This is a genomic window from Mycobacterium sp., assembly GCF_035274705.1.
In the GTDB taxonomy this organism is placed as follows: Bacteria; Actinomycetota; Actinomycetes; order Mycobacteriales; family Mycobacteriaceae; genus Mycobacterium.
Genome location: NZ_DATENY010000070.1, coordinates 44,530 through 65,476, shown reverse-complemented (window position 1 = coordinate 65,476; position 20,947 = coordinate 44,530). Strand labels below are relative to the sequence as shown.

The 20,947-nt window shown below is 66.0% G+C and carries 21 protein-coding genes; 7 read left to right on the top strand and 14 right to left on the bottom strand.

All coding sequences use genetic code 11. From position 1 onward, the window contains the following. Nucleotides 1-61: 61 nt before the first annotated feature. From purQ to VJV41_RS16605, 3 genes are read right to left on the bottom strand one after another with little or no spacing between them, the layout of a single operon-like run. Nucleotides 62-736, bottom strand: a complete 675-nt coding sequence (gene purQ, locus VJV41_RS16615) for a phosphoribosylformylglycinamidine synthase subunit PurQ (RefSeq protein ID WP_325335590.1) — start codon at nt 734-736, stop codon at nt 62-64. Further along, nucleotides 733-972: a phosphoribosylformylglycinamidine synthase subunit PurS gene (gene purS / locus VJV41_RS16610; protein ID WP_325335588.1), complete on the bottom strand. Its 240-nt coding sequence runs from the start codon at nt 970-972 to the stop codon at nt 733-735. Before purS ends, purQ begins: the two co-directional genes overlap by 4 nt. 36 nt (nt 973-1,008) lie before the next feature. Next, entirely contained in the window at nt 1,009-1,680 is a 672-nt protein-coding gene (locus tag VJV41_RS16605; RefSeq protein WP_325335586.1) for an ATPase, read from the bottom strand. Between the two features lie 46 nt (nt 1,681-1,726). Between VJV41_RS16605 and VJV41_RS16600 the strand changes: the two genes are divergently transcribed. Continuing rightward, complete coding sequence (locus VJV41_RS16600; protein ID WP_325335584.1) at nt 1,727-2,380, top strand: MBL fold metallo-hydrolase; 654 nt, start codon at nt 1,727-1,729, stop codon at nt 2,378-2,380. Here the strand turns inward: VJV41_RS16600 and VJV41_RS16595 are convergent. The 4 genes from VJV41_RS16595 to VJV41_RS16580 form a co-directional block, all read right to left on the bottom strand. Beyond that, nucleotides 2,377-4,017, bottom strand: coding sequence for an FAD-binding dehydrogenase (locus VJV41_RS16595; protein WP_325335581.1), 1,641 nt, complete (start codon nt 4,015-4,017; stop codon nt 2,377-2,379). The genes VJV41_RS16600 and VJV41_RS16595 overlap by 4 nt on opposite strands. A 24-nt stretch (nt 4,018-4,041) precedes the next feature. Next, the gene (locus tag VJV41_RS16590; protein WP_325335579.1) at nt 4,042-4,746 is read right to left on the bottom strand and encodes a DUF2334 domain-containing protein; all 705 of its coding nucleotides are present in this window, start codon (nt 4,744-4,746) and stop codon (nt 4,042-4,044) included. 63 nt (nt 4,747-4,809) lie between these two features. Beyond that, complete coding sequence (locus tag VJV41_RS16585) at nt 4,810-5,307, bottom strand: glutathione peroxidase (protein ID WP_325335577.1); 498 nt, start codon at nt 5,305-5,307, stop codon at nt 4,810-4,812. A 10-nt stretch (nt 5,308-5,317) separates the two neighbouring features. Continuing rightward, entirely contained in the window at nt 5,318-5,872 is a 555-nt protein-coding gene (locus tag VJV41_RS16580) for a TetR/AcrR family transcriptional regulator (protein WP_325335575.1), read from the bottom strand. 86 nt (nt 5,873-5,958) lie between these two features. On the opposite strand from VJV41_RS16580, the gene VJV41_RS16575 reads away from it, so the two are divergent. Then, on the top strand, nt 5,959-6,408 hold the full coding sequence (locus tag VJV41_RS16575; RefSeq protein ID WP_325335573.1) for a DoxX family protein: 450 nt from the start codon (nt 5,959-5,961) through the stop codon (nt 6,406-6,408). Here VJV41_RS16575 and VJV41_RS16570 read toward each other — a convergent pair. Both VJV41_RS16570 and VJV41_RS16565 read right to left on the bottom strand, forming a co-directional pair. Further along, nucleotides 6,367-8,469 (bottom strand): S9 family peptidase, encoded by a 2,103-nt coding sequence (locus VJV41_RS16570; protein ID WP_325335664.1) that lies wholly within the window; start codon nt 8,467-8,469, stop codon nt 6,367-6,369. The genes VJV41_RS16575 and VJV41_RS16570 overlap by 42 nt on opposite strands. Then, the gene (locus VJV41_RS16565; RefSeq protein ID WP_325335571.1) at nt 8,469-9,356 is read right to left on the bottom strand and encodes a phosphoribosylaminoimidazolesuccinocarboxamide synthase; all 888 of its coding nucleotides are present in this window, start codon (nt 9,354-9,356) and stop codon (nt 8,469-8,471) included. Before VJV41_RS16565 ends, VJV41_RS16570 begins: the two co-directional genes overlap by 1 nt. A gap of 29 nt (nt 9,357-9,385) precedes the next feature. Here VJV41_RS16565 and VJV41_RS16560 point away from each other — a divergent pair, with 29 nt between their 5' ends. Both VJV41_RS16560 and VJV41_RS16555 read left to right on the top strand, forming a co-directional pair. Then, the gene (locus tag VJV41_RS16560) at nt 9,386-10,009 is read left to right on the top strand and encodes a hypothetical protein (RefSeq protein WP_325335569.1); all 624 of its coding nucleotides are present in this window, start codon (nt 9,386-9,388) and stop codon (nt 10,007-10,009) included. 120 nt (nt 10,010-10,129) lie between these two features. Next, on the top strand, nt 10,130-10,990 hold the full coding sequence (locus VJV41_RS16555; protein WP_325335567.1) for a DUF559 domain-containing protein: 861 nt from the start codon (nt 10,130-10,132) through the stop codon (nt 10,988-10,990). Here the strand turns inward: VJV41_RS16555 and VJV41_RS16550 are convergent. Genes VJV41_RS16550 through purB form a run of 3 tightly spaced genes read right to left on the bottom strand, consistent with a single transcriptional unit; the run spans nt 10,953 to nt 14,493 of the window. Continuing rightward, a complete protein-coding gene (locus VJV41_RS16550) occupies nt 10,953-11,834 on the bottom strand; it encodes a tellurite resistance/C4-dicarboxylate transporter family protein (protein ID WP_325335565.1) in 882 nt (293 codons plus the stop codon). The two genes, VJV41_RS16555 and VJV41_RS16550, sit on opposite strands and share 38 nt — an antisense overlap. Beyond that, the gene (locus tag VJV41_RS16545; RefSeq protein WP_325335563.1) at nt 11,831-13,069 is read right to left on the bottom strand and encodes a cytochrome P450; all 1,239 of its coding nucleotides are present in this window, start codon (nt 13,067-13,069) and stop codon (nt 11,831-11,833) included. The genes VJV41_RS16550 and VJV41_RS16545 overlap by 4 nt, the downstream gene beginning before the upstream one ends. Beyond that, a complete protein-coding gene (gene purB / locus VJV41_RS16540) occupies nt 13,066-14,493 on the bottom strand; it encodes an adenylosuccinate lyase (RefSeq protein WP_325335562.1) in 1,428 nt (475 codons plus the stop codon). Before purB ends, VJV41_RS16545 begins: the two co-directional genes overlap by 4 nt. Nucleotides 14,494-14,533: 40 nt before the next feature. Here purB and VJV41_RS16535 point away from each other — a divergent pair, with 40 nt between their 5' ends. Then, nucleotides 14,534-15,391: a DUF429 domain-containing protein gene (locus VJV41_RS16535; protein WP_325335560.1), complete on the top strand. Its 858-nt coding sequence runs from the start codon at nt 14,534-14,536 to the stop codon at nt 15,389-15,391. Between the two features lie 10 nt (nt 15,392-15,401). Here the strand turns inward: VJV41_RS16535 and VJV41_RS16530 are convergent, their stop codons facing one another. Next, the gene (locus tag VJV41_RS16530) at nt 15,402-16,031 is read right to left on the bottom strand and encodes a TetR/AcrR family transcriptional regulator (RefSeq protein ID WP_325335663.1); all 630 of its coding nucleotides are present in this window, start codon (nt 16,029-16,031) and stop codon (nt 15,402-15,404) included. 93 nt (nt 16,032-16,124) lie between these two features. On the opposite strand from VJV41_RS16530, the gene VJV41_RS16525 reads away from it, so the two are divergent. Then, complete coding sequence (locus tag VJV41_RS16525; protein WP_325335558.1) at nt 16,125-17,033, top strand: alpha/beta hydrolase; 909 nt, start codon at nt 16,125-16,127, stop codon at nt 17,031-17,033. 63 nt (nt 17,034-17,096) lie between these two features. Here VJV41_RS16525 and purD read toward each other — a convergent pair whose 3' ends face one another. Further along, a complete protein-coding gene (gene purD, locus VJV41_RS16520) occupies nt 17,097-18,365 on the bottom strand; it encodes a phosphoribosylamine--glycine ligase (RefSeq protein ID WP_325335556.1) in 1,269 nt (422 codons plus the stop codon). An 86-nt stretch (nt 18,366-18,451) separates the two neighbouring features. Here purD and VJV41_RS16515 point away from each other — a divergent pair, with 86 nt between their 5' ends. After that, complete coding sequence (locus VJV41_RS16515; RefSeq protein ID WP_325335554.1) at nt 18,452-20,911, top strand: Ig-like domain-containing protein; 2,460 nt, start codon at nt 18,452-18,454, stop codon at nt 20,909-20,911. The last annotated feature ends 36 nt before the right edge of the window (nt 20,912-20,947 follow it).

The following is a 20,947-nucleotide window of genomic DNA, read 5'->3' as shown; positions in this document are numbered from 1 at the left end:
CGTGTTTGCACGCGACACGCCGACGATTAGTGGCATTTAGCGGTCACTCGCGGCCGGGAGACTACGCGGCGAGCACCAAATCCAGCGCGGAGTAGAACAGGCCGAGCCCGTCGTCGGACGGGCCGGTGAGCGCTTCGGTGGCGTGTTCGGGGTGCGGCATCAACCCGACCACCCGGCCGTTGGCCGACGAAATACCGGCGATGTCGCGCATCGAGCCGTTGGGGTTGTCGCGGTAGCGGAACACCACGCGGCCCTCCCCCTCGAGCTCGTCGAGCACCTGCTCGCCCGCGACGTAGCGGCCCTCCCCGGACTTCAGCGGCACCAGCAGATCCGCGCCGAGCTCGTAGCGCGACGTCCACGCGCTCGAATTGGATACGACCTCGAGCCACAGATCGCGGCAGACGAAATGCAGACCGGCGTTGCGTGTCAGCGCGCCAGGCAGCAGTCCCGCCTCGCACAACACCTGAAAACCGTTGCAAATCCCCAACACCGGCATGCCGCGCTCCGCGGCGGCGACGACCTCACCCATTACCGGCGCAAATTTCGCGATAGCGCCACAACGCAGATAATCGCCGTACGAGAAGCCGCCGGGCACCACCACCGCGTCGACACCCTTCAGGTCGGCGTCGGCGTGCCACAGGCTCACGGGCTGGGCGCCGGCCAGCCGGACCGCCCGCGCGGCGTCGACGTCGTCGAGGGTGCCGGGGAATGTGATGACGCCCACACGCGCGGTCACGACGGCTCCCTGCTGACGCTCCAGTCCTCGATCACCGTGTTCGCCAACAGCGATTCGGCGATCTCGGCGAGGGTCTCGTCGTCGATGCCGTCGTCGACCTCGAGCTCAAAACGCTTGCCCTGCCGCACATCTGAGACACCATTGAAGCCGAGACGACCCAGCGCGCCGACGATCGCCTGCCCCTGCGGGTCGAGGATCTCGGCTTTGGGCATCACATGCACAACCACCCTTGCCACGGCGATCACTCTACCTGCGGCTACGCGTCTGACGCCTCACCGGCACGACCCCAGATATGCGCTGCACAGCGGGGCCGCCAGGGCATCGAAGACCTGCGGGTCGGCCGCGGGGGGCCACTGGACCTGCGGGGGCAACGCCGACCACAGGGCCAGTTCGACGATCGTGCTGCTATCGGGATGTACGAGCAGGTACTCGTGCATCACCTGGCTGCCCGCCTCGCTGATCACGGCGGCGATGTGCTCGGCGTCGCTGGTGGTGATCGACGGGGAGGTCTGCGGAGAGGTCGACTGGCAGTCGCGCAGCCGTGACCTGGCGTTCTCGAGCACAGCGCGGGTCGTCGACGCACCTTCAGCGGTGCCACCGCGCCAGTGAATCACCTGTACCAGCAGATTCCACTGCCCCTCCGGATGCAGCACCACCGACCGCGCGCCCACGGCGTAGTTGCGTGGGTCGTTGGCAACGGGGGCGCTGTCGCACAGTGCCTCGAAGCCGAACCGCGGCGACGGGGCCGTCACCGACAATCCGGCCAGGCCGGGCCACCGATAGACCGGATACATCGGGATCGAGGTGGGGGCGATCCATGCCGAATCAGGAATGGCGTCGCAAATCGGCGGACACACACCGGGCACTGCGCGCGCCGGCCAACCGGCATTCGGCGCGATGGCCAACCCGCAGGTCGCCAGCACTGCCGCCAGCATCAATCGCACGACTCAAGTACCCCCTGGAACCCGCCCTGCGCGCCACAATATAGGCATGGAACTGACGCATTTCGGACATTCGTGCCTACTCGCAAGTTTCAAGAGCGATTCCGGCGATGACACGACGGTGCTGTTCGATCCGGGGAACTTTTCGCATGGATTCGAAGGCATCACCGGCCTGTCCGCGATCCTGATCACCCATCAGCATCCCGACCATGCTGACACCGCACGGCTGCCGGCGCTCGTCGACGCCAACCCACAGGCCGCCCTGTACGCCGATCCGCAGACCGCCGCCCAACTCGGCGACCCGTGGAAGGCCGTACATGTCGGTGACGAGTTCACCGTCGGCCGACTGACAGTGCGCGGAGTCGGCGGACGGCACGCGGTGATCCACCCGGAAATCCCTGTGATCGACAACATTTCGTATCTCGTCGGAGACGGCTCACATGCGGCGCGCTTGATGCATCCCGGCGACGCGCTGTTCACGCCCGGTGAACCGGTCGACGTGCTGGCCACCCCGGCGGCCGCGCCTTGGATGAAGATCTCAGAGGCCGTGGACTATTTGCGCGCCGTGGCGCCGACGCACGCCGTGCCCATCCACCAGGCGATCATCGACCCGAACGCCCGCGGCATCTATTACGGACGGCTGTCGGAGATGACGGACACCGACTTTCAAGTGCTCGAGCCCGAGAACGGCACGAGTTTCTAGACATCGCGGGCTGCGGCCCGCCCCGCGGCCCTACCGGAGAACACGCAGCCACCGAGGAACGTGCCCTCCAGCGAGCGGTATCCGTGCACACCGCCCCCACCGAAACCGGCGGCCTCGCCAGCGGCGTACAGCCCGTCGAACACGGTGCCGTCGGCGTGCAGCACCCGCGAGTCGAGATCGGTTTCCAGGCCGCCCAACGACTTTCGCGTCAGGATGTGCAGCTTGACGGCTATCAACGGTCCGGCCTTCGGGTCCGTGAGCCGGTGCGGAGCGACGACGCGGCTGAGCCGGTCCCCGAGGTAATTGCGAGCGATCCGAATCGAGGCGATCTGGGTGTCCTTGGTGAACCGGTTGGCCACCTCGCGGTCGCGCGCGGTGACCTCGGCCTCCACGGTGGCGAAGTCGACGGGCAGCACGTCGGGCACGGTGTTCATTGCAGATACCAACTCGCGCAACGAATTTGCGCTGACGAAGTCCACGCCCTTGTCGACGAATGCCCGCACCGGAGCCGGGGCACCCGCCCGCACGCGGGCCAGCACGTCACGCACGCTGCGGTTGGTCAGGTCGGGATTCTGCTCCTGCCCCGAGAGCGCGAACTCCTTGGCGATGATGCGCGCGTTCAGAATGAACCAGGTGTAGTCCTGCCCGGTCTGCGCAATGTATTCCAACGTGCCCAGTGTGTCGAAGCCGGGATACAGCGGCGGCGGCAGCCGCTTTCCGGTGGCGTCCAGCCACAGTGACGACGGACCGGGCAGGATCCGGATGCCGTGCATCGGCCAGATGGGGTCGTAGTTGGTGATGCCTTCGGTGTAATGCCACATCCGGTCGCTGTTGATGACGTGCGCTCCCGCGGCTTCGGTGATGCCGATCATCCGGCCGTCGACGTGGGCGGGCACTCCGCTGAGCAACTGTTCGGGCACGCGGCCCATCCGCTTCGGCCAGTTCTTCCGGACCAGGTCGTGGTTGCCGCCGATGCCACCGCTGGCGACGATGACCGCGGACGCCCGGAATTCGAACTCGCCCACGGTGTTTCGGGAAGTCGCCACGCCCCGGCCAGCGGCTGTCGGCTCCAGCACCGCGCCGCGCACCCCGACGGCGGCACCGTTCTCGACGATCAGCTCGTCGACCCGGTGACGGTGGGCGAACCGCACGTTGGCGTTATCGCGCAGCCGTCGGGCGAATACGTCGACGATCGCAGGCCCGGTCCCCCAGGTGATGTGGAAGCGCGGCACCGAATTACCGTGCCCTCGAGCGTCATAACCGCCTCGCTCCGCCCAGCCGACGATCGGAAAGATCGCAAGGCCGCGCTCGCGCAGCCAGCTGCGCTTCTCGCCGGCAGCGAAGTCGACATAGGCGTGCGCCCATTGCCGCGGCCAATGGTCCTCGGGCCGGTCGAATCCAGCCGTGCCGAGCCAGTCCTGCAACGCGAGCTCGTGGCTGTCGCGAATGCCCAGCCGTCGCTGTTCAGGGCTGTCGACGAAGAACAGGCCGCCGAACGACCAGAACGCCTGACCACCGATGTTGTTCGCGTTCTCCTGGTCGACGATCAGCACCCGGCGCCCGCGATCGACCAGCTCACAGGCTGCCACCAGTCCCGCCAGCCCGGCACCCACCACGATGACATCAGCGTCTGCCATGGCCGCCAATCTAGCGGCAGGAGCCTAGGCGGCGTCTGTGAGCGCCGGAGACGGCTCCCACCGGTAGACGGCGGGCACGCACTGGTGCATCAATGCCAGGTCGACGGCATCGAGCATCGCCTGCCGCGGACCGGGTCGGCGCAGGTGCCGAGCGGCCACCGCGACGCGCACGATGCCGTCGCGCCGGGCCGTGCGTTCGGCGGACAACACCAGGGTGCGGCACCACCACGGTTCGGTCAGAAAGCCCTCGCCGATGCCGAGCACGCGCGCCCGCACGGCCGTCTGACGTACCAGGTCTGTGATGCCACTCAGCCCGGCGAGCAAACGAAAGCCGTTGCGGGGCAAAGCCGTTATGGTGCCCTGCGACACCGTCCAGCCAGGCGCGGCGAACAGACGCGTGCGCAATCCCAAATGCTCCAGTACACGATCGGCCGCCATCAGCCGCAGATTCGCCTCGTGCGCCTGCAGTGTCGCGAACTCGCCGCGTCGCTTTTTGGTTGCCGCCTCGTCGAAGCCGTGCAGCACGATGGCGTCACCGCGTTCGCGCCGGCCGGCCAGCCACTCGACCGTCGGCGCATCGTTGTCGAGCCGGTAACCACCCTTGATGCGGGGTGCCACGAGGAACGAGGCGGGCACCTCACGCGCATCCAAATGCGCGCAGAACGAGTCGACGTCCTCCTGTGTGCGGTCGCTGATGCCGGAGATCGAGACGATCAGTTGTCCAGCCACGTATTCAGTGTGGCAACGCCAGGTGTCGCAACGGTTTACAACACTCGGACGGCAGTTGACTATTTACCGCGGCAAAACTGCTTCGATCGCGGCGATCACCTCGGGCGCGTCCGGAACGGTGCGCGGGCGGAAACGATTCGCCACCTTTCCACCGGGCGCGAGCAGGAACTTCTCGAAGTTCCATTGCACATCGCCCGCCTCGCCGCTGTCGTCGGCAGCCTTGGTCAGTTCCTCGTAGAGGGGATGGCGCTCCGGGCCGTTGACGTCGGTCTTGGCCAGCAGCGGGAACGTCACGCCGTACGTGGTCGAGCAGAACGTCTGGATCTCCTCGGCGGTACCGGGCTCCTGGCCCATGAACTGATTACACGGCACGCCGATCACCGTCAGACCACGCTCGCCGTAATCGTTCGCCAACTGCTCCAGCGCCGAGTACTGCGGGGTGAGGCCGCATTTCGACGCAACGTTGACCACCAACGCGGCGCCGTCGGCCAGATCGGCAAGCGTGGTGGACTGCCCGTCGAGCGTGGTGAGTGGGATAACGGTCAGCGGTGTTTCGGTCATGCCCCGCAGGTTAGCCGTCGAACAGCATCGAGGCGATCCTCTGGGCGTCTGCCACCGGATCGCCGTCGGTACTGATGGCCTCGTTGAGCCACAGCATTGAAAACCCATGTACCAATGACCATGCGGCGAGCGCGGCGCTCTGGGGATCGGCCTTGGCGCGCGGATCCTTCAGTGTGCCAACGCCTTGCGCAAGTTCGGCGTCGGCGGCGTTCTGGGCCGCGACGAGCTCGGCATCATCTGGGTCCACCAACGAGCGGTCGAACATCACCGCGTAGTGGCCGGGATGGGCAAGCGCGAACCGCACATAGGCCAGCGCTGCGTCGATGAAGTCCGGGCGCGCCTCGGTCAACGCCTCGGCAAGTAGCCGCCATCCCTGCGCTGCCAGCGCGGTGAACAAACCGCGGCGGTCGGTGAAGTGGTGCGCGGGAGCGGCGTGCGAAACACCGGCTTCGCGCGCCAGCTCGCGCAGCGAGATGCCGTCGGCGCCGCGTTCGGCAACAAGGCTTGCGGCCTTGGCCAGGATCACGGCCTTGAGGTCGCCGTGGTGGTAGGTGTCCCTGCTCATCATGTCATCATAGTCGGGAATCTTGACACTGCCTAGATTGTTGCCTATCGTGCGATCTTGACATTGTCTAGATAAGGAGCTTTGGGGTGGCCGTTCTCGTCACGTTGATCCTGGGCACGCTCGGTGCCCGCCTGGTGGGCTGGCTGGGCGTCGACTATGTCGACAGCTGGCCGCAAGCCGTCGCCGTCGGCCTGGCGGCGATGTTCGTCATGACGGGCGTCGCGCATTTCGTACCTGGAATGCGCCGCGACATGATCGCGATCGTGCCGCCGCGGCTGCCGACGCCCGGCCTACTGGTCACCATCACGGGCATGCTGGAACTGCTGGGCGCCGTCGGGCTGCTGTATCCGCCTACTCGAGTCGCGGCCGCTGTGTGCCTGTTCGCACTGATGTTGGTGATGTTCCCGGCCAACGTGTACGCGTCGAGGATGCCGAACCCGCCGAAGTCGATGACATCGCGGCTCGACGTCCGGACCGTGGAGGAGGCGATCTACCTAGGCGCCGCCGTCGTCGTTGGCCTTGGCGGCATCCAGTAGCCAGGCGTACTGGAACGCGGCTTCCTTCCAGCGTTCGTAGCGCCCGCTGATGCCACCGTGGCCGGCGTTCATCTCGGTCTTCAGCAAGACGGGATGCTCATCGGTCTTGATATACCGAAGCGCCGCAACCCATTTCGCCGGCTCGACGTAAAGAACCCGTGTATCGTTCAGCGACGTCATGGCCAGAATCGGCGGGTAGTCCTTGGCCTCGACGTTCTCGTAGGGCGAATAGGACTTCATGTAGTCGTAGACGTCTTTGTCTGCCAACGGGTTTCCCCACTCGTCCCATTCGGTGACGGTCAGTGGCAGCGACGGGTCGAGGATGGTGGTCAGCGGGTCGACGAACGGTACCGTGGCCAGAATACCGGCGAACAGGTCGGGCGCCATGTTGGTGATCGCGCCCATCAACAGGCCGCCCGCGCTGCCGCCGAACGCGACAAGATTTTCCGGCCGTGTCAGGTCGGTGTCTACGAGATGCTTTGCAACGGCGATGAAATCGGTGAAGGTGTTCTTCTTCTCCAGCAGTTTGCCGTGCTCGTACCACGGCCGGCCGAGCTCGCCTCCACCCCGCACGTGTGCGACCGCGAACACCATGCCACGGTCCAGCAGCGATAGCCGGGCGATCGAGAACCGCGGATCTTCGCAAGCCTCGTAGGCGCCGTAGCCGTACAGCAGCGTAGGCGCCGGGAATTGCAAGCCGATTTTGTGAATGATCGAGATCGGAACGCGTGCACCGTCTTCGGCGACCGCCCAGTCGCGGCGCTCTACGTAGTCCTGGGGTCGGTAGTCACCCAGCACGGGCTGTTCGCGAAGCAGCGTGCGCTCGCCGTTGGCTAGATCGATGTCGTAAATCCGAACGGGGGTGACGAAACTTGTTGTGCCAATGCGTAGTTTTGGCGCACTCCAGTTCGGGTTGGCGGAAAGGCCCGCCGACATCAGCTCGGAGTCGAACGTGATGTCTTCGGGTCGGCCGTACTCGCCGGTCGCGTAGACGGGCCACAGTTGGATCTTGGGCAACGCCTCGCTTCGGTAGCTGACCACCAGGTGACCTTCGAACGCGTCGACGGTGTCAAGGCGCACGTCGCTGCGATGCTCGATCAAGGTGCGAACCGCGGTGGGATCTGCGACCGGGGCCTCGACGAGCGTGAAGTTCTCCGCGCCGTCGTTGTGCAGGATCAGGAATCGGTCTTCGCCGCCGACGACGGCGTGCTCGATGGAATACTCGACCAGCTCACGGCGCGGCCAGACGACGGTGAACTCCGCAGTGGGGTCGGTCGCGTCGGCGTAGCGCATCTCGGAAGTGACCGCGCTGCCCGCCGCGATGACGACGTACTTGTCGCTGCGGGTACGACCGACCGCGAGCCAGTACTTTTCGTCGGGCTCGTGATAGACCTTTTCGGTCGGCAACCCTGAGCCGAGGCGGTGTCGCCATACCGTGTCGGGCCGCCAGGCGTCGTCCACGGTGACGTAGTAGATGGTGCGGTTGTCCGCGGCCCAGGTCGCGCCGGCTCCGATGCCGACGATCTGCTCCTCGTAGAGTCTGCCCGTGCGTAAGTCCTTGAACCGCAACGTGTATCGCTCGTCCCCCTTGACGTCTACGGAATACGCCAGGATGTTCCCGTCGGGGGTGACGCCGGCGGCGCCGAGCGCGAAGTAGTCGTGGCCTTCGGCCTCGACGTTCTCGTCGAGCAGGACCTGCTCGCCCGGAATTTCGGTGCTCTCGTCCAACTGCGGCGGTACCCAGTCGTCGGGATCGGTTACCGGGCAACGGCAGTGGACGCTGTACTGCTTACCCTCGAAGCTGCGGCCGTAGTACCACCATTCGCCGCGGCGGGTGGGCACCGACAGGTCGGTTTCCTTGGTGCGGGCCTTGATTTCGTCGAAGATCTTCTGCCGCAGCGGCGCGAGATGCTCGGTGGCCTGTTCGGTGTAGTCGTTCTCGGCCTTGAGGTGGTCGATCACCTCGGGGTTGGACTTGTCGCGCAGCCACTCGTAGGGGTCGACGAACACGTCGCCATGATTCTCCCGACGGGCGTCGACGCGTTTGGCCTCGGGCGGCATCACGGCTTGATCCAATCGCCGAACTTCAGCCCCGAGATGCGTTCGTAGGCTTCGATGTAGCGCTCGCGCGTCGCATCGACGATGTCGGGCGGCAGCGGTGGTGGCGGCTTGTCGCCGTCGCGGTCCCAGCCGGATTCGGGGCCGGTGAGCCAGTTGCGGACGAACTGCTTGTCGAAGCTCTGCTGCACGACGCCTTCCTGATACTGGTCGGCCCGCCAGTAGCGGCTCGAGTCGGGCGTGAATACCTCGTCGGCGAGTCGCACGTTGCCATGCTTGTCGACGCCGAATTCGAATTTGGTGTCGGCGATGATGACGCCTTTCGTGAGGGCGTGGTCGGCGCCCTGGATGTAGGTCTGGAGTGTGCGTTCGCGCAACTGCTTGGCGCGTACCGTACCGACGAGCTCGATCACGTCGGCGAATGTGATGTTCTCGTCGTGTTGGCCCAGTTCGGCTTTGGTCGCCGGCGTGAACAGTGGCTGAACGAACTTGCTCGCCTCGGCCAGCCCGGGCGGCAGTGCGATGCCGCAGACGGTGCCCGTCTTCTGGTAGTCGATGAGGCCGGAGCCGGTCAGGTAGCCGCGTGCCACGCACTCGACGGGCAGCATCTCGAGCTCTTGAACGACCAGCGCACGGCCGAGCACCTTCTGCGGGATGCGCTCGTCGTCGGGTGGACCGGCCAGGTGGTTGGGCGCTTCGACGTAGTCGAAGAAGAACACGCTCATCGCGGTCAGGATGCGGCCCTTGTCGGGGATCTCGGAGTCGAGGATGTAGTCGTAGGCCGAGATGCGGTCGGTAGCGACGAAGAGCAGCGTCTCGTCGTCGATCCGGTACAGCTCGCGAACCTTACCGCTGGCCAGATGCTGGTAGTCGGACAGAGCGGGGCGCATCGGGCCAGCCTATCGGGCAGCATCGGTCCATGAGCTCCCGCTATCTGCCGTATGCCACCACACCGGCGCGACTGGTCGCACAGCTGGTCAGCGACATCGTGGTGATCGCCTGGACCACGCTATGGGTGCTGGTCGGGATGGCCGTTCACGCGGCCATCTCCGAAATCGCTGATGTCGGTCACCAGGTCGAGACCGGGGCCAACGGCGTCGCGCACAACCTCGACTCGGCGGGCAACGGCGCGCATAAGGTGCCGCTGATCGGCGACACGTTGAGCAAGCCGCTGGAGGCCGCCGGTGATGCGGCGCGGGAGATCGCCGGCGCAGGCCACACCCTGGACACCACGGCCAGCTGGTTGGCGTGGCTGCTGGCGCTGGCCGTCGCGGCCCCGCCGATCCTCGCTCTCGTAATGCCGTGGCTGTTCCTGCGGGTGCGGTTCTTCCGCCGGAAGTGGACGGCTCTGGCATTGGCTTCGACGCCGGCGGGTGAGCAGCTGCTCGCGCTGCGCGCGCTGGCCAACCGGCCGCTGGCCAAGCTGGCGGCCATACATGGCGACCCGGTAGGCGCCTGGCGGATGCAGGACGCCACAGCGATACACGGCCTGGCCGCGTTGGAGCTGCGCGCCGCGGGCGTCCGGGCCCGCCGCCGCCGCTAGCTCGCCCAGCCCCGCCCGTCCGCCCGCGATTTGTGTGCGTTTCGGAGCGCTGACCGCTCCTGAATGCTCCGAAGTCGCGGGCTGGGGAACCGTTTCGGGGTCGCTGACCATCCATTGTGGGTGCTCGATGACTATTTGCGTCGCAATGACGGCGTAATCACGCTTGCTCAAGCCATACGATGTGGCCTGTCCCGGCATGCAGTGAACCGTCGAGAGCGAAACGGCCACTGGCAGCGCTGCTCGCCTGGCGTTTATTTCGTTGACGATCGACCGTTTACTGAGGCAGCACGCGTTCGTGCTGCCGTATGGGCTTTCGGTACACAAGCGACTGCTAGCGGCTTGGCTGCTGCGTGGTGGCACGGTCTCACCAAATTCGCCCCCAAAGTCGTCGAAGTCACTGTTCCTCGAACGACACACCATCCGAAACGACCAGGAACCCGGCTGCGGCGTCGGGATCTGGATCCGAAGGACATCGTCGAGCGCAACTGGTTACGAGTGACGGCGTTGCCACTGACGGTCGTCGAGGCCGCGGTACGGCGTGGCGGCGGAGCCAAACTGATGGACTCCGCACTGCAGCGCCGTGTCGAGCTGGAACAACTATGGCGTGCGCACCTACGCAACAAGGGCCGCCACGGCTCACCAGCCGCGAGGCGCCTGTTGCAAGCCGCATCCGACGGTGCGCGTTCGGAAGCCGAACGGCTGTTGGTCAAACTGCTTCGCGAGAACGGCATCACCGGATGGAAAACCAACTACCCCGTGGGCGGTTACAAGGTCGACGTGGGTTTCCCTAAGCAGAAGGTCGCCATCGAGACCGACGGGTGGGCCTTCCATAGCAGCCAGGAAGACTTCCAAAACGACCGCGAACGACAGAACAAGATCGCGCTGCTCGGCTGGCAGGTATTGCGGTTCACATGGCTTGACTTGACCGAGTATCCAGAGCGGGTTATCGCCGAGATAAAGTTCGCGATTGGGTCGCGGTGACCCACACCCATGCCGCCAACGCGATCCACAAGAACACCAGCGACACAGTCGTGAACCACCGCCAACGGGTTTCGACGAACATCGCGAACGTCGCCGACGAGTACATCCCCAGCGGGAACACCGCCGGCCACGAGATGCCGACACGTCGTCGCACCGCGACGTAAACCAACGGCGGAATCCACGCCGTCGCAACGATCCACGTCACCACAGTCACCGGCCAAATGCCTTCGAGCCCAGCCTTGTCGATGTGATCACCCGCGAGCGTCGCGATCGCCGCGCCGCCCATGAGTATCCACATATCCGGCCGCGCCAACTCCGGAGCCAAGGGGTCGTGCACAGCCCGCCAGACAACCAGTCCCGTGATCAACAGATACACGCAGATGGCCAACGCCCAGAACAGCATCGCAAGGAAGACGATCTTCAAATCGGCTGACACGATGGCCAATCCGGACATCGCAACGCTCGCCAGCTCCCAGCCGCCATGCGCACGCGCACACAGACCCGCGCGGTCGCGCCACATCCGCCTAACCACCACCGGCGCCAGCGACAGCCAACCCTGCAACGCCATGCCCATGAGCACTAGTAGCGCAATGTGATACTCGGCCAGTCGTGCCGCGAGCACCGCGCACGCCGCCACATATGTGAACAGCCCCAGCGCCACGTCGAGATCGGTGATGTCCCAAGACTCTTGGCGCCACGACGTGGCTACCATGACGACAAGTACAGGCAGCGCGACCGCCGCTACAACCAAAAGGATCTGGCTGACGACGCGATACCCGTGGTCGGCCGCTGCGATAGACACGATGCCGGTCGCCATGACCGCCGCGAACGCATCGGGCTTCACGACCGCAGCTCGACCACCAAATGGCGGATGCCGGTATGACGATTGCTACGAGTCCACTCGACCGGCTTGACCACCTGCACCGACGCAAACCGGCTCAGCATCTCCTCGTACAGCACCCGCAACTCCAGCCGAGCCAAGTTCGCACCAAGGCAGTAGTGCACACCCTGTCCAAAGCCCAAGTGCGGATTGGGTTTACGCGCAACGTCGAACGAATCAGCATCAGCGAACACCGCCGGGTCTCGGTTCGCCGAGCCCTCCCAGATCTGCACCTTCTGGCCTGCCTCGATCGCGCATCCGCCCAACTCGACGTCGCGCGTGGCGGTGCGCCGTTTGGACGGCGACGGCGACGTCCACCGCACCATCTCCTCGACGGCCGTGGGCAGCAACGCAAGATCGGAGCGCAGCGCCTCGAGCTGCGACGGATTCTCGGCCAACGCCAGCAGTCCACCAGCAACGGCATTGCGGGTCGTCTCCGCGCCCGCACTGAACAGAAGGCTGAAGAACAGATAGAGCTCCAATTCCGAAAGGAGGGACGCGGACAAATCGCCATCCTCGACGGTGGCGTTGGCCACGACGGACAGCATGTCGTCGGTCGGCGAAACACGCTTCGACGCGATCAACTCCTGGCCATAGGAGTACATCCGCGACCCGGCGTCCTCGACCGTCATCTGCCCGAGGGCCGCCTTGCGTGAGCCGCCGAAATCGAACTGCGGCTCGATCGCGTGGAACAACCAATGTCGTTCGGACTCCGGCACTCCCAACAGGATGCAGATCATCTGCATCGGCAGTTCGGCGGCGATGTCGACGAGGAAATCGAAGGGCTCCCCCGGCGCCACGGCGTCTAACAAGCCCCGCGCCCGCGCACGCAGATCGTCCTCCACGCGACGGATCATCCGTGGCGTCAGGCCCGAACTGACCAAGCGACGGATCTGCGAGTGCCGCGGGTCGTCCATCATGTTGAGCACCTGACCGGCGATCGACAGATCCTGCAGCAGCGTGCCACCACACGGCCGCGAGCCGCCGGTCACCGACGAGTACGTCTGTGGATCACGAAAAACCGCAAGGGTTTCCGCATACGACGCCACCGACCAGAAACCCTCACCGTCCGGAGTGTTCTCCGTCGGCGCATGCCAGTACACCGGCGCCTCACGACGATGCACCGCGAACAAGTCATGCGGAAAGCCAGAAGCAAAGTTGTCGAGATCGGCGAAGTCGATCTGCGACAACGAAGTCACAGGATCGCACCCGAGGTGTACTTCGCCGCCTCGGGGTAGCGGCTCACCAGTTCGTCCACCGCGTCGACGACGCGGTCGACCTGAGAACCCGCCGCGCCCGTGAATGCCTGCTTATCCGATAAAGCCGCATCCAACGCCGGCCGATCCAGCGGCAGCCGCGGATCGGCGGCCAACCGGTCGAGCAGATCCGGCTCCACGCCCTTCTCACGCATCGCCAACGCCACCGCCACGGCGTGCTCCTTGATGACCTCGTGCGCCGCTTCGCGGCCCATCCCCGCCCGCACCGCAGCGATCAGGATCCGCGTCGTGGCGAGGAACGGCAGATAGCGGTCGAGTTCACGCTGAATCACCGCCGGGTAGGCACCGAACTCGTCGAGCACCGTCAGGAACGTCTCGATCTGACCGTCCAGAGCGAAGAACGCGTCGGGCAGCGCCACGCGACGCACAACCGAGCAGAACACGTCGCCCTCGTTCCACTGCGCGCCCGCCAACTCCGCCGCCATCGACGCGTATCCGCGCAGCACGACCTGCAACCCGTTGACCCGCTCACACGAGCGCGTGTTCATCTTGTGCGGCATCGCCGACGAACCGACCTGCCCGGGCGCGAAACCCTCGGTCACCAACTCGTGGCCTGCCATCAACCGGATGCTGTGCGCCAACGACGACGGCCCGGCGCCGACCTGAACGAGCGCAGATACCACGTCATGGTCCAGCGAACGTGGATAGACCTGACCGACGGACGTGAATACCTCTGTGAAGCCGAGGAATTCGGCGATCCGGCGCTCCAACTCCGCGAGCCGCGAGACGTCGCCGTCGAACAGATCGAGCATGTCCTGTGCGGTGCCCATCGGCCCCTTGATACCGCGCAGCGGGTATCGGTCGATCAGCCCCCGAAGTCGCTCCAGCGCAAGCAGCAACTCCTCGGCAGCCGACGCGAAGCGCTTGCCCAACGTGGTGGCCTGCGCGGCGACGTTGTGGCTGCGGCCCGCCATCGTGAGGTCGCGGTAGCTGATCGCCTTCTCGGCAAGCCGCGCCACGACGGCCACACCATGCGCAAAAACGAGCTCCAGCGATCGGCGGATCTGCAGCTGCTCAACGTTTTCGGTGAGGTCACGGCTCGTCATGCCCTTGTGCACATGCTCGTGGCCGGCCAGCGCGTTGAACTCCTCGATGCGCGCCTTGACGTCGTGACGCAGCACCCGCTCGCGCGCCGCGATCGAGGACAGGTCGACGTCGTCCAAAACCCGCTCGTAGTCTTCGAGAACTGAGGAAGGCACGACTGCGCCCTCTATGCCCAATTCGGATTGCGCCCGTAGCACCGCCAACCACAGCCGGCGTTCGGCGACGACCTTGGCCTCGGGCGACCAGATCGCCACCATCTCGTCGCTGGCATAGCGGCTGGCCAGCACATTAGGGATCGTCACAGACACACAGCTTACGGCGCGGGTGCGGCAGGCTAGGCCTATGTACTTCGTTGGACTCGATCTTGCATGGGGCGAGAAAAACCACACCGGCGTCGCGGTTATCGATTCTGGCGGCCGCCTGCTGCACGTCGGTGCCGAGCATGACGACGCCAGCATCGAGGCCGCGATCGCTCCCTACGTCGGCGACGAATGCCTGGTTGCCATCGACGCCCCGCTGATCGTGCCCAACGTAGAAGGCCGCCGGATCGCGGAGATCGAGTTGGGCAAGGACTTCTCGCGGTTCGATGCGGGTGCCCATTCCGCCAACAAGACCAACCCGTTGTTCGATCCGCCGCGCGCGGCGGTGCTCTGCGGTCGGCTGGACCTGGACATGGACCCGGAGTCCCGGTCGAAGCGGCGGGCCATCGAGGTCTTTCCGCACCCGGCGACGGTGGCGTTGTTCCGTCTCCCGAAGATCCTGAAGTACAAGAAGGGTGAGGTCGAGGACCGCAGGCGCGAACTCCTGCAGTTGATGACGTTGATCGAAGGCCTCGACAAGGCGACGCCACGGCTGCGCGTGAACCACAACGTGGCCTGGGTGGAGCTGCGAAACAGGATCGCAGCCGCGACGAGACAGGTGCAGCTCGACAGGGACGAGGATCCCGTCGACGCCGTGATGTGTGCCTACGTCGCGCTCTACCGGTTTCACCGGCCGGACGACGTGACGACCTACGGCGACTTCGCGTCGGGCTACATCATCACGCCGACGCTGCCGGGCGATCTCGCACCCACACCGCGGCGCCGCCCGGCACAACAAACCGATTCCGACGATGTCCTTGCGCGCCTCGAACAGGTTCAGGCACTGATCGAGAGGGCACAGCGCGAGATCATCGTGATCCGTAGACAGCTGGGCGGTTGAACCCTTCGAGTTAGACGCGCACCACGCTGTCGTCGAAGGGCGCGAGCACGTCGATCACATCAATCAACGTCGCACGGGCCGATGCCCGCGGTCCGTCGCCGTCGCCGACCAGTGCGGCCACTACCGCACCGTCGACCGCGCAGACCAGCGCCGTGAGCAGTTCGGCGCGCACCGAACGGCCGGACCGCTCGACGACCTCGACCACCGCGTCGGTGCGCTGCTGCAGAATGCGCCGCTCGATATCGCGCAGCCCCGGCTGGCGCGCACACGCGATGTAGCGCTCGTAGCGCGAGATCAACTGCTCGGTGACGCGCAGCCCGGTCGCCTCACCGACCAACAGGTCGACCAAGACGTCGGCCGTGGACTCTGCACCCCTGCGCCGGCGCGACAGCGCGGCCACCCGCGCGCGCAGCTGCTCGGCCTCGCGCGCGCCCGCATGCTCGACGGCCTTTGCGGTCAGGTCCTCGAGCGAGGAGAAGTAGTACGTCGTCGACGCCAGCGGCAGCCCGGCACGACGGGCAACTGCGCGGTGCCGCACGGCATCGAACCCGCCTTCGCACAGGAGATCAGCGGCCGCGCTGACCAGCGCATACCGCCGACGTTCTCCCTTGGGAGTGACTGCTGCCGTCACGTCTAGCACTCTGCCAGTCACGGGGTTGCGGCATCGCGCTTTCGGCCAATCATCAGGCTTTACTCAGACAAGTCGACGACAGGCGGGCAAGCGGCCGATGGCATGATGGCCGGCATGCCCGAACTGACCCGCCGCGCGATTCTGCGTCTCGGTGTCGGCGCGGCCGCAGGGGCCGCCGGCGCTTTCGCGCTCGGCACGTCGCTGCGCGAGCCAAGCACTGCCAGCCCGTCGGTGGCGATGACGAGTGCCGGCGCGCCGCTGGCTCCGCCCCCGCCACTTGAACCCCCGCCGGCAGCGGCGACACCGACATACATCGAGGGCTCGTTCGTGTCCGCGGCGCGCGGCGGCGTCACAACGAATTGGGCGATCGCCCGGCCGCCGGGTCAAACCGCCCCTCTGCATCCAGTCATCGCGCTGCACGGCAAGGGTCAGGATGCTGCGGGCGTCATGGCCGGCGGCGTGGAGAACGGGTTGGCGCAAGCCGTCGGCGCAGGCATTCCGCCGTTCGCCGTCGTTGCCGTCGACGGCGGCGGAGGCTACTGGCACAAGCGCGCGTCCGGTGAGGACTCTGGCGCCATGGTGCTCAACGAATTGATCCCGATGCTTGGCTCGCAGGGATTGGACACGTCACGCGTGGGGTTTCTCGGATGGTCGATGGGCGGCTATGGGGCTCTGCTGCTCGGCGCCCGCCTTGGTCCCGCCCGCACCGCGGCGATCTGCGCGGTGAGTCCGGCACTGTGGACGTCGTCCGGCGGGGCTGCTCCCGGCGCATTCGACGGCGCAGACGACTACGCCGCCAACTCCGTCTGGGGACTGCCCCAACTGGCGTCCATTCCGATCCGAATCGATTGCGGCAACAGCGATCCGTTCTATTCGGCGACCAAGCAGTTCATCGGCCAACTGCCCAACCCGCCCGCCGGCGGCTTCTCCCCCGGCGGCCACGACGGCGCGTTCTGGAGTTCGCAGCTGCCTGCCGAGATCGCCTGGATGGCTCCGCTGCTGACGGGGTAGATCCCCGAGTCGTCCCCCTGCGCTTCGCGCGGGAGGCGCCCCCACCGCTCCTGCCCGCCGGACCTAGAGCTTGATGCGCCCCTCGGCCGCTGACAGCCCAATGTCGCTGCGAAAATGGCTGCCGGGCAAGCGGATCGACTTCATCAGCGTGTAGGCGGCCTCCCGTGCGGCCGTTAGGTCTTGACCCGTGCCGACGACGGACAGCACCCTGCCGCCCGACGATACGACCGCGCCGTCGTCGCGGCGTGCGGTACCGGCGTGAAGCACGCCGTCGGCTTCGGCGCCGTGGATGACGTCGCCCACCCGCGGCCGGCCCGGATAGTTCTCCGCGGCAAGCACCACCGTCACCGCGGCGCCGTCGCGCCATTGCAGCGCCGGCTGCCCGGCCAGCTCACCGGTCGCGGCGGCGCGCAGCAGCTGCCCGAGTGGGGTTTCCAGCAGTGCCAGCACTGACTGCGTCTCGGGATCGCCGAAACGGCAATTGAATTCGACGACCGCCGGACCTCGCGAGGTGATCGCCAGCCCGGCGTAGAGCAGGCCCGAAAAGGAGCTGCCTCGCTTAACCAGTTCGGCGGCAACGGGTTTGATGATCTCGTCGACGATTTTGGTGGCCACCTCGTCGGGCAGCCACGGCAGCGGCGCATAGGCGCCCATGCCTCCCGTATTGGGTCCGGTGTCGTTGTCGCCGACGCGCTTGAAATCCTGCGCAGCCAGCAGGGGCACGACCGTTTCGCCGTCGACGATGCTGAACAGCGACACCTCGGGCCCGTCGAGGAACGATTCGAGCAGCACCGGATGGCCGGCGTCGAGCAGGCTGGCGGCATGTGCCCGTGCCGCGTCGCGGTCGGCGGTCACCACCACACCCTTGCCAGCGGCCAAGCCGTCGTCCTTGACCACCCAGGCCGGATCGCCGGCTGGCGGCCCGAACCGGTCGAGCGCCGCGTCCAGGTGCGCCGGGTTGTCGACGATCTCGCTCGTCGCGGTTCGCACACCCGCCGCGGCCATCACGTCCTTGGCGAACGACTTCGACCCTTCGATACGCGCCGCGTCCTTCGTCGGCCCGAAGCAGGCGATGCCGGCGTCACGCACGGCGTCGGCCACGCCGAGCACCAGCGGCACCTCGGGCCCGACGACCACGAGGTCGGCGCCGATGCGTTTGGCCAGCTGCGCGACAGCCTCACCCGAGGTGATGTCGACGTCGTATTGATCGGCGATGATCGCCGTTCCCGCGTTACCCGGTGCGACGGCTAACTCCTCGACCTCCGGGTCTCGGTGCAACGCCAGCAGCATTGCATGTTCACGGGCTCCGGATCCGATAACCAGGACGCGCACAAGTGCCAACCCTATCCGCGGGTCGCTGCGCGGGGCGGTCCGGCACGATCATTGACATATAACGCTCATTGTCGTAGGCATAAGACATGTCGGGGTTTTTGTCTCATCGAGCGCCCGACGCGGGCTGCGCCAAATACATCGGCCGGGTGGGTGCACTCGCGGTCGCAATGGGACTCGGTGCGGCAATCGCCAACAGCCCAGGGATCGCGCTGGCCGATACGGGCACATCGGCGCAGACGGACTCGTCGGCTGAGGCGGGCCCGGCCGCGGCTTCCACATCAGAGTCGACGTCCACGCCGTCGACAACGTCGTCGTCAAACTCCCCGGAAACGCCGGCAGGTTCGTCGACGACCGAATCGACTGACGATCCGCCATCGGGCGTCGTGCAGGCGTCCGGCGGCGCCAACACCACCGTCACAGGCGAGAAACCGAAAGGGGCCTCGCACAAGTCCGACACCAGTGAGCAACCGTCGACCGCACCACATCGCAAACCGGCGCTGAAGTCCGAGACAACCGTTACCCGGACGGTGGCCACCACCGAGGCCGAGCCGGAAAGTCCAGGAACACACGCCAATTCGTCACCAGAGCCGACGATGCGGATGCAAGTCCAAACGACTTCGGCTCCGGTTCAACCGGTTTCGCCGTCGATCAGCACGCCGCCCCCGCCTGTCGGCATCGTCACCGGGTTGGTCTCCAGTTTGTTGTCCTGGGTTGGGCTCGGCCCGCAGGCGAGCAGCAACCCGGTGGCACCTCCCGGAGCTCCCACACTGTGGGCCGTGCTGGGCTGGGTGCGGCGCGAGGTCGAATACACGCTGTTCAACCAGACCCCGACGATGGCGTACAAGTCGACAGAGAACAGCCAAGCCGTGGATGGGGTGGTCAGCGGCGACCTGCACGCGAGCGATGCCGACGGGGACACGTTGACCTACACCGTCACCTCGGCGCCCCAGCGCGGCACCGTTGCGGTCAAGGCGGACGGCACGTTCACCTACACCCCCAATGCCACGCTGGCGTCGGCCGGGGGCACCGACACCTTCACGGTCAGCGCGAGCGACGTGCCCGGCAATCCGTTCCACATCCACGGGCTGAACACCCTGCTTGCCCCCGACGCCGGCTCCACCGCGACCACGCGGGTGACAGTCCTGGTGAACCCACTCAGCGCGACGTCAACCAGTCCGCTGGCAACCGCCGATCAGCTCGCCGCCGAGCAACTGGTCGACCAGGTCGTCAACAACCCCATCGTCTGGCTGGCCAAGCAAGTGTTGAGGGCAAGGTGGCTGGCCGCCGCGCAGCAGCAGTTCGCGTTGGTCGGCGGCCCCGACGAAGAAAATCTCGCGCAGCTCGACAAGGCCCTTGACGAGTACGTCCGTCAGGCGGCGATGGAGGTGCTGCTGCTCGATCCCAACAATCCCAAGGTTCTGCAGCAGGTCATGCCACCGCACACGTGGTACGGGCAGACCGTCGGCGGCACACGCATCGTCTACGACAACCCCGACACGATCTATCGGTTCATCCCGGTCAACAACGCCTCGTCGTATGTGATCACCGGCCGCTTCGCGGGCGCCATCCCGGCCGACACCAACTTCAGTGTGCTCACTGGCCTCAACGGGGCGACGGCGGCGAATCTCAACGGCAAGGATCTGATCGTCGCGCCCGACGGTATGTTCACGATCACGCTGGATTCCAGCCCCGGCGTGCCCGGCGAAAACCATCTCCAATTGCCCTCGGGCGCAACGCTTATTCTTGCCCGCAATACGTTGTCCGACTGGAACGCGCAGGATCCGATGAGCCTGTCGGTCGAACGGGTCGGCGGGCCGCCGGACAGCTTCTTCAGTCAGATCGGCGGGTTGGACATCCCGTTGATCGGGCCGCTGGTGTCGGGCAATCCGCTACTGCTGTCCCTCGTTTCGGTCATCCCTGCCTTCGCGTCGTCGCCGCCGCTGCTGATGGCCATCGAAGCGGCGGCAGTGACGCTGATCGGTCCGCAGGTGCCGGATTACATGGCACTGGCCACGACCGACAGCGAGACCGGCCAGCTGCGGCCGCCCAATGAGTTCACCGACCCGGCCCACAACGCGGCATTCCTCGCCACGCAGTTACAAAGCGTGGGGTACTTCCAGTTGACCGATCAGCAGGCACTGGTACTGACGATCGACCCCGGAAATGCCGACTACTTCAGCGTTCCGGTGACCAATGACTGGACGATCACCGACAACTACTGGGACGAGCAGACCAGCCTGAACAACGCCCAGGCCATCGCCAATGCCGACGGGACGTACACGATCGTGGTCTCCCCGACCGATCCCGAGGTGGCCAACTGGGTGTCCACCGGTGGGTTGAACCAGGGCACGATCTCGATCCGTTTCCAGCATTTCGACTCGAGTTCGACGGCCAGCCCGACGGTGAGTTCGCAGGTGGTGTCGATCGACCAACTCGGCTCGATCATTCCGGCGGACCAATTCGTCACGCCGGCGGAGCGGGAAGCGCAGCTGGCGCTTCGCAAGAGCGGCTTCAACAAGCGTTTCGCGCCGTATCCGCAGGCTTGAGCTTGGCCATACACTTGACATCGCAGTGTATGGTCA

Excerpts from the sequence above, each read along its gene's own strand:
- VJV41_RS16600 (WP_325335584.1), top strand. The coding sequence starts at position 1,727 with ATGGAACTGACGCATTTCGGACATTCGTGCCTACTCGCAAGTTTCAAG.
- VJV41_RS16595 (WP_325335581.1), bottom strand. The coding sequence starts at position 4,017 with ATGGCAGACGCTGATGTCATCGTGGTGGGTGCCGGGCTGGCGGGACTG.
- VJV41_RS16585 (WP_325335577.1), bottom strand. The coding sequence starts at position 5,307 with ATGACCGAAACACCGCTGACCGTTATCCCACTCACCACGCTCGACGGG.
- VJV41_RS16580 (WP_325335575.1), bottom strand. The coding sequence starts at position 5,872 with ATGAGCAGGGACACCTACCACCACGGCGACCTCAAGGCCGTGATCCTG.
- VJV41_RS16570 (WP_325335664.1), bottom strand. The coding sequence starts at position 8,469 with ATGCCGCCCGAGGCCAAACGCGTCGACGCCCGTCGGGAGAATCATGGC.
- VJV41_RS16565 (WP_325335571.1), bottom strand. The coding sequence starts at position 9,356 with ATGCGCCCCGCTCTGTCCGACTACCAGCATCTGGCCAGCGGTAAGGTT.
- VJV41_RS16560 (WP_325335569.1), top strand. The coding sequence starts at position 9,386 with ATGAGCTCCCGCTATCTGCCGTATGCCACCACACCGGCGCGACTGGTC.
- VJV41_RS16535 (WP_325335560.1), top strand. The coding sequence starts at position 14,534 with ATGTACTTCGTTGGACTCGATCTTGCATGGGGCGAGAAAAACCACACC.
- VJV41_RS16525 (WP_325335558.1), top strand. The coding sequence starts at position 16,125 with ATGATGGCCGGCATGCCCGAACTGACCCGCCGCGCGATTCTGCGTCTC.
- VJV41_RS16515 (WP_325335554.1), top strand. The coding sequence starts at position 18,452 with ATGTCGGGGTTTTTGTCTCATCGAGCGCCCGACGCGGGCTGCGCCAAA.